21 protein-coding genes are annotated in these 14,135 nt (G+C 59.8%); 8 read left to right on the top strand and 13 right to left on the bottom strand.

Annotation, left to right across the window (positions count from 1 at the left end; all coding sequences use genetic code 11):
• Window positions 1-126: 126 nt before the first annotated feature.
• From shn_RS32115 to shn_RS32075, 10 genes are read right to left on the bottom strand one after another with little or no spacing between them, the layout of a single operon-like run.
• Complete coding sequence (locus shn_RS32115; RefSeq protein ID WP_050746489.1) at window positions 127-498, bottom strand: hypothetical protein; 372 nt, start codon at window positions 496-498, stop codon at window positions 127-129.
• Between the two features lie 16 nt (window positions 499-514).
• A complete protein-coding gene (locus tag shn_RS32110) occupies window positions 515-751 on the bottom strand; it encodes a hypothetical protein (protein WP_053190910.1) in 237 nt (78 codons plus the stop codon).
• A gap of 55 nt (window positions 752-806) precedes the next feature.
• Window positions 807-1,826 (bottom strand): type IV secretion system protein, encoded by a 1,020-nt coding sequence (locus tag shn_RS32105; protein ID WP_064334520.1) that lies wholly within the window; start codon window positions 1,824-1,826, stop codon window positions 807-809.
• A 4-nt stretch (window positions 1,827-1,830) separates the two neighbouring features.
• The gene (locus tag shn_RS36700) at window positions 1,831-2,004 is read right to left on the bottom strand and encodes a hypothetical protein (RefSeq protein WP_168169014.1); all 174 of its coding nucleotides are present in this window, start codon (window positions 2,002-2,004) and stop codon (window positions 1,831-1,833) included.
• 6 nt (window positions 2,005-2,010) lie between these two features.
• Window positions 2,011-2,727: a type IV secretion system protein gene (locus shn_RS32100; protein WP_064334519.1), complete on the bottom strand. Its 717-nt coding sequence runs from the start codon at window positions 2,725-2,727 to the stop codon at window positions 2,011-2,013.
• A gap of 10 nt (window positions 2,728-2,737) precedes the next feature.
• Window positions 2,738-3,901, bottom strand: coding sequence for a transglycosylase SLT domain-containing protein (locus shn_RS32095; RefSeq protein ID WP_064334518.1), 1,164 nt, complete (start codon window positions 3,899-3,901; stop codon window positions 2,738-2,740).
• Entirely contained in the window at window positions 3,894-6,305 is a 2,412-nt protein-coding gene (locus tag shn_RS32090) for a VirB4 family type IV secretion/conjugal transfer ATPase (protein WP_064334517.1), read from the bottom strand. Before shn_RS32090 ends, shn_RS32095 begins: the two co-directional genes overlap by 8 nt.
• Window positions 6,302-6,592, bottom strand: a complete 291-nt coding sequence (locus tag shn_RS32085; protein WP_064334516.1) for a type IV secretion system protein VirB3 — start codon at window positions 6,590-6,592, stop codon at window positions 6,302-6,304. Before shn_RS32085 ends, shn_RS32090 begins: the two co-directional genes overlap by 4 nt.
• Window position 6,593: 1 nt before the next feature.
• The gene (locus shn_RS32080) at window positions 6,594-6,917 is read right to left on the bottom strand and encodes a TrbC/VirB2 family protein (RefSeq protein ID WP_168169013.1); all 324 of its coding nucleotides are present in this window, start codon (window positions 6,915-6,917) and stop codon (window positions 6,594-6,596) included.
• A gap of 47 nt (window positions 6,918-6,964) precedes the next feature.
• Window positions 6,965-7,525, bottom strand: coding sequence for a lytic transglycosylase domain-containing protein (locus shn_RS32075; protein ID WP_145926139.1), 561 nt, complete (start codon window positions 7,523-7,525; stop codon window positions 6,965-6,967).
• An 80-nt stretch (window positions 7,526-7,605) separates the two neighbouring features.
• Between shn_RS32075 and shn_RS32070 the strand changes: the two genes are divergently transcribed.
• On the top strand, window positions 7,606-8,232 hold the full coding sequence (locus shn_RS32070) for a hypothetical protein (protein ID WP_145926138.1): 627 nt from the start codon (window positions 7,606-7,608) through the stop codon (window positions 8,230-8,232).
• Window positions 8,222-8,731: a thermonuclease family protein gene (locus tag shn_RS32065; protein ID WP_064334513.1), complete on the top strand. Its 510-nt coding sequence runs from the start codon at window positions 8,222-8,224 to the stop codon at window positions 8,729-8,731. Before shn_RS32070 ends, shn_RS32065 begins: the two co-directional genes overlap by 11 nt.
• On the opposite strand, the gene shn_RS32060 is transcribed toward shn_RS32065, so the two are convergent.
• Window positions 8,732-8,938 carry a hypothetical protein gene (locus shn_RS32060; RefSeq protein WP_064334512.1) on the bottom strand — a complete coding sequence of 69 codons (207 nt, stop codon included), beginning with the start codon at window positions 8,936-8,938 and terminating at the stop codon, window positions 8,732-8,734.
• Between the two features lie 459 nt (window positions 8,939-9,397).
• Here shn_RS32060 and shn_RS32055 point away from each other — a divergent pair, with 459 nt between their 5' ends.
• From shn_RS32055 to shn_RS32030, 6 genes are all read left to right on the top strand, one after another.
• Window positions 9,398-10,216: a hypothetical protein gene (locus shn_RS32055; protein ID WP_064334511.1), complete on the top strand. Its 819-nt coding sequence runs from the start codon at window positions 9,398-9,400 to the stop codon at window positions 10,214-10,216.
• 154 nt (window positions 10,217-10,370) lie between these two features.
• A complete protein-coding gene (locus tag shn_RS32050) occupies window positions 10,371-10,661 on the top strand; it encodes a hypothetical protein (RefSeq protein WP_064334510.1) in 291 nt (96 codons plus the stop codon).
• Window positions 10,662-10,898: 237 nt separating this feature from the next.
• Window positions 10,899-11,585: a TauD/TfdA family dioxygenase gene (locus shn_RS32045; RefSeq protein WP_226923654.1), complete on the top strand. Its 687-nt coding sequence runs from the start codon at window positions 10,899-10,901 to the stop codon at window positions 11,583-11,585.
• Window positions 11,582-12,535 (top strand): hypothetical protein, encoded by a 954-nt coding sequence (locus shn_RS32040; protein ID WP_064334509.1) that lies wholly within the window; start codon window positions 11,582-11,584, stop codon window positions 12,533-12,535. Before shn_RS32045 ends, shn_RS32040 begins: the two co-directional genes overlap by 4 nt.
• Before the next feature lie 106 nt (window positions 12,536-12,641).
• Window positions 12,642-12,881: a type II toxin-antitoxin system VapB family antitoxin gene (locus shn_RS32035; protein ID WP_064334534.1), complete on the top strand. Its 240-nt coding sequence runs from the start codon at window positions 12,642-12,644 to the stop codon at window positions 12,879-12,881.
• Window positions 12,881-13,324 carry a type II toxin-antitoxin system VapC family toxin gene (locus shn_RS32030; RefSeq protein WP_064334508.1) on the top strand — a complete coding sequence of 148 codons (444 nt, stop codon included), beginning with the start codon at window positions 12,881-12,883 and terminating at the stop codon, window positions 13,322-13,324. Before shn_RS32035 ends, shn_RS32030 begins: the two co-directional genes overlap by 1 nt.
• Window positions 13,325-13,335: 11 nt before the next feature.
• On the opposite strand, the gene shn_RS32025 is transcribed toward shn_RS32030, so the two are convergent.
• Window positions 13,336-13,761 carry a hypothetical protein gene (locus shn_RS32025; protein ID WP_145926137.1) on the bottom strand — a complete coding sequence of 142 codons (426 nt, stop codon included), beginning with the start codon at window positions 13,759-13,761 and terminating at the stop codon, window positions 13,336-13,338.
• Window positions 13,762-13,890: 129 nt separating this feature from the next.
• The gene (locus tag shn_RS32020; protein ID WP_226923646.1) at window positions 13,891-14,097 is read right to left on the bottom strand and encodes a helix-turn-helix domain-containing protein; all 207 of its coding nucleotides are present in this window, start codon (window positions 14,095-14,097) and stop codon (window positions 13,891-13,893) included.
• Window positions 14,098-14,135 lie beyond the last annotated feature (38 nt).

Raw genomic sequence — 14,135 nt, 5'->3', positions numbered from 1 at the left:
GGAGTTAAATATAGTTTATTAGGCAGGCCGAGCGATCACCTCTGTCGGCCAAATCGGTGCTGAGGTCAGGGCTGGTTTGCCTGGATTCGTGGAGCTTTCAGCTCCGTAGTGCAGTCGTCCGAAGACCTAGCTGCACCGCTTCATCAGCGTTTTCTTCGACACCGTATTGGAGAAGTAGAAGGAGCGATCGTCCTTCACCTCGACGCGCACCGTGTCGCGCTCGCCGTCGGATTCATCGGACCCGGCCTCGACCCACAGCACGTCGAGAACATAGGATCCGCCGTCCTGTTTGACGGAAAGAACCTTGCCGGCGGTCTTGTTCGCACCGATTCCCTTGTCCTCGATATAGATGAACGCTGCGGCCGCGGCTTCGCAGCCACCTTCGACCGGTGCATATGCGCCGGTCAACACAGGCAGGATCGAGCTTGGCGATTGTGACCATGCCGTGCCGGGGACAAGCAAGGCGAGCGCAATCATCGTCGAGGCAATGTTCCTCATTACTAGCCCTCCGCGATCAAAAGCCGAACACGGCGGCGAGGCTATGAGCGTATCCGGCCAGCGTGTTGTAGAGATCGATGCAATACTCGGCGAAGGGCTTGAAGAAGATAAAAGCGACCATGAACACCAGATAGCCGAAGCCGCCGCCTTTCTTGGATTCGGCGCGATCGTTCTCTGCCATCTCTTCGTTGAGACGGTTTTGCGCGTCCATGGCGGCGAAGCGCCGACGGTCATCTTGCCAGGGGTGATCCACGGCCATTCTCCTTCGGATAAACTATAGTTACCAAGAATGAGCATGAGAGACTACCTCAAAGTTGCCCGTTCTTTTCGGTTTCTCGCTGGATTGCGCGGGCGCGGGCTGCCTGAACATCCGACGATGTGCGGCGACGGCCAAGGCCGGCACGCAGGATCCCAGCGCGTCCGGTAATCTGGCGTCCGGCATAAGCAGAAGAGCGTCGCCCGCCGATGAAGGCGGAATCGCCTTGCCCTAGCACACTGCCGCCGACGATGGATGCCGCAAAGGACGGGATGAACCGGAACACGACGATCCCGAGCAGGCAGACGATCACGAACGGCGCGACATAGGAGAGCTTGCTTTCCGTCGCGGTGTTGTTGGCCGTGTTGATGGCCAGCTCGATGAGTTGGTACAAGAAGGCGAGAAACGCCATCATCAACGTCTGCGTCACCATCAGATTGACCATCAATAACAGCCAGCCGTCGGTGAAGCGGAAGGTCCAGCGATAGAGGGCGAGGATTATGAACACCGGCGCCAATGCCAGCGTGATGAACAACATCAGCTTGGCGGCGAGGATCGCGGCCGCCGCCACGGCGATGAAGATCATGGCGACCACAAAGACGATCGCACCGATGAGAGCGCCGACATATTCGAAGGTGCCGGTCGCCACCTGCTCGTAAATCTTACCAGCGGTCTCGAACACTGCGTCGAGGATCTTCACGACGCCCGTCGTGTCGCCCGTCCCGCCATCGAGCGCACCACCAGAACCCGCGATCGACTCGATGATCGTGTCGGAAATCAGGTTTGGCACCTCCTGCACGAGCTTATATATCGTGGCCGAGAATGCCCCCCAGTTCGTCGCCATATAGTAGATGAAGAAAGCCCGGCCCAGGCGCCACGCCGCCTCCGGGATCGAGAAGCCATCGCGGCCGGCGAGGATCATGTAGCCCCACCAGAGGACATAAAGTGTCAGCATCGACCCGAATAGGACATTCACCTGCAGCGCGAGGCCGTCATAGGCGTTCTTGATGAACGTCTCACCGATGGCGTCGAGCTTGGCAAAGATGTCCGAAATGATCGTGGTCGCCGCCATCCGTCTATTCCTTCAGGACGGGCGCGAAGGCGTCATTGACCGGCATGGCCGGACCGCACAGGTCATCGGCCTCGACATAGCCCGAGATCGGCGGGCAGGGGGCGTTCTTCTCACCTTTCGTCTGGCAGCCGGCGAGAAGCGCGAGACCGGAGAGCATGATGGCAACGGGCAATCGCATGCGGCCTCACTTGAACGGGTTGACGTCTTTGTATTGCAGCATCTTGGCGGTCTCCGACTGCTGGGTCAGCCGCATCTGCATCTCGGTGTTCAGCGCCGAGACCGCGCCGTTCGAGACGCCGATCAGTTCGTTGATGGTGCGCGCCGTCTCCAGCTGCATGCGGGTGTTGGCATCGACCGAGCCCTTCACGTCGTCGGCCGAGCCGATCTGGCCGGTGGCCGACTGCAACGTTTGTTCGCGCTGCGACACACCCTTGGTCGCCTGCTGCGTCAGCGCCGAGAGCAGTGCCACGGTGTTGACCGCGCCGGAAAAAGCATTGTTCATCGCGCCGGCATCCTCGCCCTCGACGATCGCCTTCACCTGCTTCACCAGCTGCAGGCCGTTGATCAGCGTCGCAGCGATATTCTGAGCATCGGGGCCGAGCCCGCCGAAGGACAGCGTGCCGCCGTTCATGATCGACGAGAAGGACGGTGCGGCCGAGACCGACATATTGCCGCCGAGGCCGGTGGTGGAGATGCCCATCGAGCCGTCACGGCTGCCTGACAGCGCGCCGAGGATCTCCTTGGTCTTTTCGAGAATGTTGGTGTTGGTCTTCATGATCTCGCCGGTGTTCTCCGCATTCTTCTTGGCGATGGCGAGATTGGTGTTGTCGATCACCGGAATGTCCGCGAGTGCCGGCGTCGAGAAGGCAAGCGCGGCGGAGACGATGAGCAGCTTGTTCATGGGAACCCCCTTAATCGGCCGCGTTGGCGGCGTTCTGGATGGAAAGAAGATTGTTGCCGATCGCGCCATCCGTCCCGCCCGATGACATGACCGAGGTTTCCGCATCGGCGCCGGCGACCACGGCGCAGCTCGGCCAGTCCTCACGCGGCACCTTCATCTGTTCAAGGATGACCGGATCGCAGCTGTAAGGATTGACCTTGGAGTCGGATTTCAGGGTCTTGGCTGTTTCGGACGTCTTCGAAAGCCGCATCTGCATGCGCGCCTGCAGCAGCTCGTTGAACAGGTTGCGGGCCATGATCAGGTTGTTCAGCAGTTCGGCGTTGACGGCGCGGGCCTGCGTGTTGTCGTCCCAAGCATCCTGGTAGATCTCCGACGCGCCGACCGAGGCCGACAGCGCATCGATGCGACGGCCCGCCTCCTGGACGCGTGCGGTGCTTGCGTCGATCCCCGAAACGGCACGGTCGACCGCGCCGGCCGCCGCTCTGTTGGAACTGCGGGTCGCTCCGGAACCGTAATCGACATAGGATTTATAGGACGGCGAGGAGATGTCCTCGATGTTCGAGCCGCCGGCGAATGAATTAAACCAGCCATGGTTCCGGCCGACCTTGCCGGCCCAATTCTTCTGCTCCGCCGCCGTCGAGCCGTTATACCAGGACGCGAGGCAGGCATAGTCGGTGCTGCCGCACTTGTTGACGCCCATGCCGAGGTATTTGACGCCGCCCTCGATATTCTCCTCGTTGATGTCTCGGTCGAAGCCCATGCCTTTGCCGGTCCGCTTCGTCAGCTGCATCACGCCCTTCACGCCGGTCGGCGAGCCCGAGCAGGTCGAGATGCCGGATTCCGCATGCGCAACGGCCAAAGCAAGGCCAACCGGAACATTGTACTTTTCCGCATAATGCTTGATCAATTCAACGTTCTTGGCATCCTCCTTCACCGCCTGCGCCGGCGAACGGTAGAGACGGCGGTTCTTTTCCTTCTGGGAGATGTTGCAGTTCGTCACCGTTTGCTCTTCGAGCTGGTCGGATTGTGTTTCGGTGTCCTGCTTGGAATGTCCTTCATCCTCCGCCCGCTTTTCCTTCACATCGTCGTCGATGACCGGAATGTCGGCGAATGCCGCTGGCGCCGGTGCGGTGACGAGCGCGGCAGAAAGCAGGAGCAGGATCGTTCTACGCATCGGCCGCCTCCGGAATGGTCCAGCCACAGAAATGAGGGAGCCACGCGGCCGGCTCGTCGCCATAGGTCTCGCGCAGCGTCTGGCACTCGCGCACCGTCTCCGGCCGCCCGGACAAGACCTTCACCAGGTCGGGCATCGCCGATAGATCGAGCCGCGCGATCACCGAGTCCTGGGCGTGCTTGATGAGGAAGGTGCGGCTCGTCTTGTCTGCCTGCTTCACGAAGCGGAATTCCTTTTCCGACAGGCCGAACGCCTTGCGGTAGCTCTCCTCGTCGGCCGACGCATTCGGGAAGAAGATGTTGGTCATCGTCTGTTCGATGATCGTGTTGCGCAGGTCGGAACGCACCACGTCGGCGGCCGACTGTGTGCCGAAGCCGACTATGCCGTTCATCTTGCGGATCGTCTTCAGCCAATCCTTGATGAAGCCGGAGAAGACCTCGTCATCGAGCAGGCGCCAGCCTTCGTCGAGGAAGATCATCGAGGGGCGGCCGTCGAGGATCTCCTGAATACGATGGAACATATAGAGGAGCGCCGCCGAGCGCGTGCGCTTGTCGGACAGGATCTCAGTCATGTCGAAGCCGATCACCGAGCCGGCAAAATCCAGCCTGTCGGTCGGGTTGTTGAACAGCCAGCCCTTGTCGCCCGTCGTCCATTCCTTCAGCCGGTCGGCGAGATCGCCAATGCCGGATCGCATCCTGCCGCGAAGCGCTTCCGCCAGCATGTCGAGACGCCGCTGTGGTCGTTCGAAATCGGTGTAGATGCTGTCGACCGCATCGGAGATGACCGCCATCTCCTCGGCATTCAGCACCCGGTCCGACGGTGTGACAAGATAAGAGACCAGCGTCTTGCCGAAGCTGCGGTTGGCGGGCGTGTCTTCAAGCTGCAGCGGCGCAAAGCCGGTCGGCTCGCCCGGCGAAAGTCGCTCATAACGCCCGCCCATAGCGCGCACGAAGATCTCGCCACCGCGATCCTTGTCGATGAAGACGCAGCGCGGCCGCGGGTTAACGCGCATGCCCTGGGCGAGAAGGAAGGAAAGCGCCACCGTCTTGCCCGAGCCGGTCGGGCCGATGACGGTGAAGTTGCCGACATCTGCCTCATGGAAATTGAAGAAATAGGCGGTCTGGCTGGTAGTCTCCAGCAGCGAGATCGGCAGGCCCCAATGGACCTTTTGCGTCTGCCCGGACGGAAAATTGTGCGCGGAGAAGAGGCCGGCGAAGTTGACCGACGAGATTAACCCCTGCCGGGCAATGTAGGAAAAGTTGGTCGGCAGTTGCGCCCACCAGGCCGCTTCCTGATTGAGGTCTTCGCGCACGGCGACCACACCCATGCGCGCCAGCTCCGCCGTGACGTCTGCGACGGCGCGGTTGAGCCGCGGCAGGTCGCGCTCAAGCACCGCCACCGTCATGTGATGTTTGCCGAACACCACTTCGCCCGAGGCCAGCCGGTCGCGCGCCGTTTCGATATCGTCTTCGACCGCCGTGCCGCCATCGTCGGAATTCGAAATCTGCCGGCTGATCGTGGCGATCGCCTCGGTGACCGTGGTGCGGTCCTCCGGGGCGAAGGAATGTGTGACGACGAACTCGTAAGGAAGGCGCAGCAGTCCGTCGAGCTGGCCGGGCGTCGTCATCGGCGGATATTCCTTGATCGACACCATGGCGGCGACCTTGGAGGTCGCGCCGTCGGCGGACCAGATTTCCGTTGCCTTGCGGCCGAACATGATCCGGCCGGTCCCGACGTAATCGGCCAGTGACATGCGGGGGAGGGGCATCGTCCGCTCATCGCCCGCGGCGAGGATCTTGGCGAAGAACTCGGCCGGTTCGGAATAGAGGCCACCATCGCGGGTGACGCAGGAAAGGACTTCCGGGCGGTAGGAGCGGAAATCGCCGACAATGCCGGACACCATGTCCTTTAGGTCGCGTAGCGCTTCACCTCGCGCTTCGACCTCGTTGTCCGCCATGCGGAAGACGTCGAACATGCGATCGACCTTGCCGGCGCGGCCGGTCATCGGCCGGCGAATGACGGTCAGGTACAGTTCGTTGACGAACATCGTCCGGTGCTGCAGCCCATCCATGTAGCGGGCATTCAACTCGTCGGCGAAGGGGTTGTCGAAACCGCCGTCGATTGCCGGCTTGATCTGTCGGCGGATGATGGTGGCGTAGAGCGCGAAACGTGACGATCCGAGCGAGCGGACCGTCATGTTGCGGTTGGCGAGGCGGGCATTGATTTCCGCCTGATCCATGGTCTGGTAGGGCAGGCCGGAGAGCCGGATGACTTGCAACAGCAGGCCGGACTTGTTGACGATCGTTTCTTCGTCGACATGGCGGAGATAGGGAACGTGGGTGCCGATCCCGAGATCACGGGCGCGCTCGCGGCCGAACTTCAGATCGTGATTGACGATGTTCATGGGGCGTAGCTCCCCGCTTTCCAGAAGCGTCGGTTACGGATCGCCCGGCGCATCGACAGGAACACCTGCGCCACGCGGACGATGTGGATGTCCCGCTGGCAGAGGTAGAGGGCGATGAAATGGATCGGCAGGACGACCAGCGGCGCCAGGAAGTTCGACGATGCGATGAAGAGGACGATCCCGCAGATGCCGTTGATCACGAAGACGATGATGTCGACCCCGAAATACATCGGCGGCCGGGTCAGCGGCTGAATCAGTGGTTCAACATCGGGAGCGTCGTCACGCATGTCAGACGCCCCCCGCCGCCTTCATGGCATCGACCAGCTCGGCGGCGCCGAAGATGATGGCGATGCCGATCACGATGGAGATCGCGCCCTGCCAGGCCATGCGCCCGGTCAGGAACAGGAACCCGAGGAAGCAGACGGCGATGATCGCGAGCGAGCGCGCAACATTGCCCTGCAGCACGCCGACGAACCATTCGAGGATGCCTTCGACCGGGGCTGCCGACTGCGCATAGGCGAATTCCGGGACCAGCGCGATGGAAGTCGCAAGTAGCGCCAATGACAGGAGGGCCTTGCCGCGCGGGCGCGGCGTCATAATGGAAATGGTCATTCGAATGTCCTTCTGATCTTGGGAGGATAAAGTTGAGGGGACCGGCGCTAATCGGAGGTCCAGACGTGTTGGTCGCGCCATGGGGAGGGCGCGAGAGCGACCGTCTCTTTCCGGGAGAGGCTGCTTCCGCTGCGCTTTTCCTCCGCTGCTGACGCCTTGGCGTTCAGCGTCCAGCGGTTCATGACCTTGGCGATGTAGAGGGTGGTTTCGTTGAACTCGGGAATGCCGCCCTTCTGATAGACGCGCTCCGGACCGGCATTGTAGGCGGCCAGCATCAGCAAGGGGTCATCGAACTCGCCGTAGAGCTTCTTGAGGTAGCGGACGCCGGCGCGGATGTTCGACTCCGGATCGCAGCGGTCCGTCACGCCATAGTCGGAGGCGGTTTCCGGCATTAACTGCATGATGCCGAGGGCGCCTGCATCAGAGACCTGGTGCCTGCCCGCGGCACTCTCGACATCAACCACGGCGAGCGCCAGATCGGGGTCCAGCTCTTCCTCATTGGCGATGGTCCGCACCAGTTCCAGAACGCTGTCGCTATCAACCGGTTCGCACGCTTGCGCGGTCATCGCCGACGTCGAAATGAGGAGCATAAGCAGGGTCGTTTTCAATGTTTTTATCCGGGTTGCCGCACTTGCGAATAAACTATAGTTAATTCGTGTCGGATTCCCCTGTCAATTCACAAATCGCCATGGCTGCTTTGCACAAACAACTCAAAGTTCTCGGCTTAGCTGGATTGCTGCTGTTCGGAGGCGTGTCTTTCGCCGTCGCAGAAGGCGAGGATCCCTATGCGGAACCGTCTCCCGAATACCTCCGCCAGTTCGCGGCGCACGGCGCGAAGGCATTCGTGCTGGAGCGTTACGACGCCGAAGGGAAACTTGCGGCGCGGTCGGTCGAGAGGCTGGAAGGACAAGTCGAGATCGACGGTCCGGTTCATCGAACGATCGCAGGCAAGAAGATCGCCTTGCGCGGCCTGACCGCCTGCCCGAGCGAAACCGTCGTCTATAACCGGGTGCAGACATGGAGCTGCACTGAGGCGGCGCGTGACTATACCGAGGCGGTCTACAACAAACGGGCCAGCGTCATCCTCTGCAAAACCTTGCTGCTGGCGCCTGCCGATGGGCAGACCATGCCGGCATCTTGTTTCGTCCTCGTCGGAGGCAATGGCGAGCCGTTCAAGACCGTGAACGACGACGACAGCATGGTCTTCCTGGGCCTCGCCGTGATCGGCCGGACACAGGACGGCCGCTCCCGCCGCCCTGACCTTGAGGCGTCGCAGTCTCTTTCACGATCGATAGGATTCCAGAATGCGAATTGAGCTTTCGATTGTCATAGCCGTGCTGGTCGCCTCGTCTGCCGTCGCGCAGGAGCAGACCATCTCGTTTCCGGCCGGCGTCACCTTTGAGACGGGCGATACTTGGGCCTATCAAAGCCGGAAGTTCAGGCTGTTCGGCGTTCAGGCATGCCTTCGTGGAACGACCTATCGCTCGCCCAAGGGAGAAGATGTCGATTGCGGGATGCGTTCCATCGCGTCCACTGCTGCACTGTTCTCGACCGGTTCCATCGGCTGCCAACCGCTCGGCGACGCCAAGGACGGCGCCACCTTCGTCGTCTGCGCGGCCGAGATCGATGGGACGACCGTCGACGTCGGGACCGCACTCATATCCTCGGGCGCTGCGTTTGCCGCCGTATTCCCCTCCGGAGCGCCGGTATCGTCGGCCTACGCAGTCGCGGAATCGGCTGCAAAGGAAGGCCGAAACGGCCTTTGGGATGGAACCTTCGTTCATCCCGCTTCCGTGTTGCTGAGACAGGAATAATCAGTGCCGCCAGAGATCGACGTGAAGGGTCTCGCTGATGATCGCGATTTCCCGAAGCGTCAGCTTGTTCCACGCTCCTTTCCGGAGAAGGTCGAGACGTTCTTCAGAGATGCCAGTCAACTCGGCGAATTCGTCAGGCTTGGTTCCGTGGCGGTTAAATTCGTCGGCGAGAAGTTTCACAAGCTCAGCGGCATTCTCAATGGCCATTTACGGTCATCCTTTCCTTTCACCGTCCCTGCGCCGCCAGCGTCCAGGAGGGTGATGGTTCGTTCTGTCCGTTGCGCGCGCATGTCGGCGCAAGTGCAGTCGATGAGGTGATAGCGGGCCGGGCGAATCTTCCGCCAAGCCCAATGTCGCGCGCAACCCCTACACGAGTCAAAAGCGGCGTTTTCACGACATGCGTAGGTTTATGTTTGTTTCGTCCGTAAAATATAATTAGCTTTGCGACTCGCTATGTCAGCGAACGAGCCAAGGAGGCCCTATGCCGTAGACAAAATAAAACCCGCCTCGGAGAGACGGGTTCAGTGACACACGAAGATGTGCAGAAAGTCTTATAGCCACCGATTTTCTCGCACATCGAAGAGGCCGCTGCAAGTTAATTCTTGCCACGAATACGTGCGTCTTGCGCCCAGGGTTTCTCTCCGCCGCCGATAATAAGGAGAGATCATGCTTGCCGCATCCCCGACGGCCTATGGGCCGAACCTATTGGCGCGCCTGCTTGCAGCGCGCACCCTCCAGCAGATCGACGAGTGCGCGAAATCCGCCTGGATCTTGAACGGAGAAGGACTCGTGGTCGACAACGAGATGGAATATCTCGCGACGATCATCGAGCATCAACGCAGAACGGTTCGAACGGAGCCCCGGCCGGGCAGGGGACCGATTGGTCCCGTCGCCCCCTCCGCGATTCGACCAAATCGCCGACGGCTAAATATCCCCGAGGGCAAACGAGCGGCGGGCTGGCTGCGCCGCCGCGCGCTCGCCAAGGACTGCATCATTCCGACCTGCATCGCCAGGATGTTCACCGTCAGCAAGCTGGCGGTTCTCGCTGTTATCGCTCGCGCCGTCATCGACCATGGGTTTTCCGGCATGTCGCTACCGGAAATAGCCGCTCGCGCAGGCGTCGGATGCACGACCGCACGCTACGCGATCCGCGACGCGGCGCAGATGGGACTGATCACCGTTTCGGAAAACCGGATGAATCGAAGATGGCATCGCCCGAACACGATCCGGATCGTCTGCCGCCGCTGGCTCGACTGGTTGGCCGGCCATCGTGCAATTCGCAAGCGCGGGCGCCCTGAAACGTCAGCACTTCGCCCTTGGTGGTCGACCCCCCTCAAAAACTTGAGCGCCACGATAGAGATTCATAGATTCAGCGTTCATGGAAGCGTCCCCTCCAAGGTGGCGGTGAATACGATTCCACAGTTGAGGTGCGCGTGGTTTTCAAACCGGCCGGGAATACGTGACGGAACCAGCGGTGCGACATGAAGGAACGGCAGAACGGACACCCGCTCGGTCCCGCACGGCTGGATCGACGTGTAAGTTCCATGGGAGCCTACCGGAGCGAAGGCGAGGAATGTGTTGCTCGCCCAACCGACCCCTCGATGGTGTTGGTGAAGCGACAGGCTCCTGAACAATCCCCGTGTTGGACGAGCCGAACGTCTCTCACCAGCACCGCGCATGCCTGTTGTGGGCCTATTACCTTAGTGCGGAATCCGAGGCGAAGAAGCAGGCGTATCTGTATGAGGCGGCACGCCATCTTATGCTGCTTCAGCCTTGCGGTGACGAGGGCGAAGAGGTCTACGTGCAGGTGTGGAAGGCGATACGACGTCGCGAACTCGCAACGGCCTACATCAAGACGGATGTCGGTTATAACTATGTCCTAGCGACGGACGAATGTGGGTTTGCCACCTTCAGCGTAATCACCTACTAGGTAATAGAATCAATAGCTTAGTTCCATAATGAAACTTATGTGATGTTATGACATTTCTACGGTCGAGATTTAGTTGGTATTTGGTTAGTCCTCCGGCGGCAAGCAGTAGGCGGCCAGTATTGTCTCGCCGGCGCGCGAAAACGGGAGTATGCCCTCCAGTTCAAGGAAATCCCCGGTTGTCGAATGTTGCTATGTTTCAAAAGCAGAAGTTGCTAGCATGAACGATGATATCGAAGCTTGACCATCGAGAGCGCGTTCAAGGTGATTGTCCCCGAACTAAAACGTGACATAAAAGCTCAGGGCTTTGCTCTATTCTCTCAATTGGAGCCCAATCTGGACACCATCGACGTCGCAGATGCGCTTGGGACTCCATTGACACCGTGGGCAGGTGGTCTCGTGCAAACCCTTCAACCGAAGGCAACATCGACACCAAATACCTATAGCGGTAATTTTGGGCTGGACCGCTTCCCCTTTCACACCGATCTTGCGCATTGGCGCGTGCCACCCCGCTATCTGATCCTTCGTTGCAAAGTGGGCTATCGAGATGTCCCGACGCTAATGCTGGACGGCCGGACGCTTACCGAGGACATCAGCCGTAACGTGCTGGCCCGCGCCATCTTTAAGCCGCGCCGACCGCGAAATGGCACTTTCGACCTCCTGCCACTCCTTCAGGCAGGTGCCGATGGCGATAGCCTTCTCAGATGGGATGAAATTTTCCTGAAGCCGGCAAGTCGGATAGGAGAGACTGCAGATGCCGCGGTCCGTTCCTGGTTAGCAGAAGCAGAGCCTCTTTCGGTGTCCCTGCAGCTGCCAGGGGATACGCTTGTTATCGACAACTGGCGGATGCTCCATGCCCGCTCGCCCATCCCTTCGGGGCGGGAGGATCGATCCATTGAACGTGTATATTTGGGAGCGCTTAATTGAAACAGACCGTTACGCCAGGCCCAACTCCAGCGACCTGCGATCCAGAAGCGCTCTACGCGAAAGCGGAGCGGTACATCCAGCATATGGATACCTATAATAGCGATGAATGGGAATATGCGCTCTGGTCGAGCCTCGCTCTCGAATTCCTCGCCCGGGCCGCCCTTACCAATATCAGCCCGGCGCTTTTGGCGGACACCGATCGAAGTTGGTCAAGCCTATACCACGCGCTCGGCTTTACCCCGTTCGAAGAGAAATTCTCGCCCAAGTCGATCGCAATCACCGAGGTCTTTAAACGCCTTTCTGCGATTCTGCCCGAGTTCACAAAGGAGCATGAAAGCTTCGGCGTCGTGCATACAGGCAAGCGCAATGCCGAGCTTCATTCCGGAGACCTCGCATTCGAAGGCGTAAAGGGATCGAGCTGGCAGCCTCGCTTTTACCAGATATGTAACGTTCTCCTGACCTCCATGGGTGGGACGCTGCCAGAGTTCCTCGGTGAGGACGAAGCCAAGGTCGCGAAAAAGCTTATCGAGGCAGCGGCCGATGACAGCGCAAAAGCCGTCAAAGGTGATGTCGAAGCCCACAGCAAGGTATGGAAAGGCAAGCCCGAAGGAGAACGCTTGACGCTCCAGGCGCAAGCGGAGATTTGGGCGACGCGCCATAACGGCCATCGCGTCGACTGTCCTTCCTGTTCCTCGACAGCGTTGGTCGTCGGCGAACCCGTTGCACCTCCGACACAAAAGCTCGACGACGGGGAAATCATCGAAACACAGGAATATCTTCCAAATCAGTTCGAATGTGTCGCATGCAGCCTAAAGATAAATGGGCTCTCGCGCCTAGCTGTCGTCGGTCTGAGTGACCGCTATAAGAAGACCCAAGTCTACGACGCAGCCGAATACTATACACCCGAGGACGACTGGTCGCGCTACGAGGACGATAACAACGAGCGTTGATCCATTCGGACTGTGGCGGAAACCACAACTCTTCGCTTTAAGGAGTTCTGTCTAGCGAGGATATGAAAAGCAGGATATGATAATATCCTCGAAAGGATATGCTGTCATGCCGCTCTATATCAAAGACCCCGAGGTCGACCGGCTCACGGAAGAGCTTATCAGCATCACCAAATCCAGCAAGGTGGATGCGGTCAAGGACGCTCTGAAACACGAGATCGCAAAACGCCGGGCCGCTTTGCCGGTCCGCGAGCGGCTGGCAAAGTCCCTCGCAATGGCCCGCGAAGTCGGACCCTTTGCGCCTGGCGATCACAAGCAGGAAACCGATGAGATGTGGGGCGAAGACTGATGCTCTTTATCGATGCCTCGGTCGTTGTCGCCATTCTCGCGGCGGAGGAGGATGCCGCTACCTTGATCGATCGGCTTGAGGAGGATGGCGGCCCCTATTACATCTCGGCGGTCGTGCGCATGGAGGCGACCTTGTCGCTCACGCGCCGGCTCGCCGAAGCTTCTGGTCGTGACAGGCCGGCCACATCCGAAATGATGGAAAAGGCGCGGCGCCTTGTCGACCAGTTCATATCCGACCTCGACTGCAAGGAGGCGATGATTTCTGGCGACGTGGGCGCCAAAGCCCTCGATGCCGCGCAGCTGTTCGGCAAGATCATGAACCATCCCGCCAAGCTGAACATGGGCGACTGTTTCACCTATGCTTGCGCACGGGCTTACCGAACCCGCATTGCGTACAAAGGCGACGACTTCACCCACACCGATCTCGGCTGGCACAGCCACTAGAGGCGACCGCGCTATCTCACCGGCTGGCAGATGAGCGGCCGAAGCTCCTGCACGATCACGCCGGCCTTCGGCGATAGCATCGCACCGATCCAGTTGTCGGAAAATGTCCCCGCCGCATCGGCCGGCGACAGCCAGATGACCTCGTTTGTATCGAGTTCGATTTTCACCTCGCTGCCGATAGGGCTGCCAGCGACGATCTGCACATAGTGGCGCTTGATCGAATGGGTCTTTCCTTCTGGGTCGACCAGTTGGTTCTCGCGATAGGCTATCTGGATCTTGCCGCCCTCCCCGCTCGACGCGCAATCGGTCGCTCGCTCGCATCGAATGACCGAGGAAAATGTGCAGGACCAGGTGAAACCGCCACGCCACATCGGATTGTCCGCAGCCCATGCGGTTGACGCTGTGAACACCAGCGCCGACATCAGCCGATGTTTCAAAATTCGCCATCCCTCAATTGGCTCGAACGCAAAGTTCGAGCCGTGAATATGATGGATGACGATAAATTATAATTTACGTCGTGCGCAACGATATCATTGGGGCAATCGAGGCGGAGGTAACCGCGAGATTCAACTGTCGTCCGATTTCATCCCGAGCATCAGATCTTGCAGAGGCACCTTTAGATTGGTGCTGATCCGCGTGATGACCTGAAGGGACGGATTCGCCGTAGCGTCGAGAATCCTAAAATAATAAGGCGTGGTGATCTCGCAAAGCTTCACCAACTCCTTCTTCGTCAGGCCGCGCTTCTCCCGCTCACGCTCCATGACGATCGCCATGTTTCGCAGGATCATCGTCCCAAGGTCTGTATCGGCCT

It is taken from the genome of Shinella sp. HZN7 (assembly GCF_001652565.1).
GTDB lineage: Bacteria > Pseudomonadota > Alphaproteobacteria > Rhizobiales > Rhizobiaceae > Shinella > Shinella granuli.
This window is presented reverse-complemented; position numbering and strand designations above follow the sequence as displayed.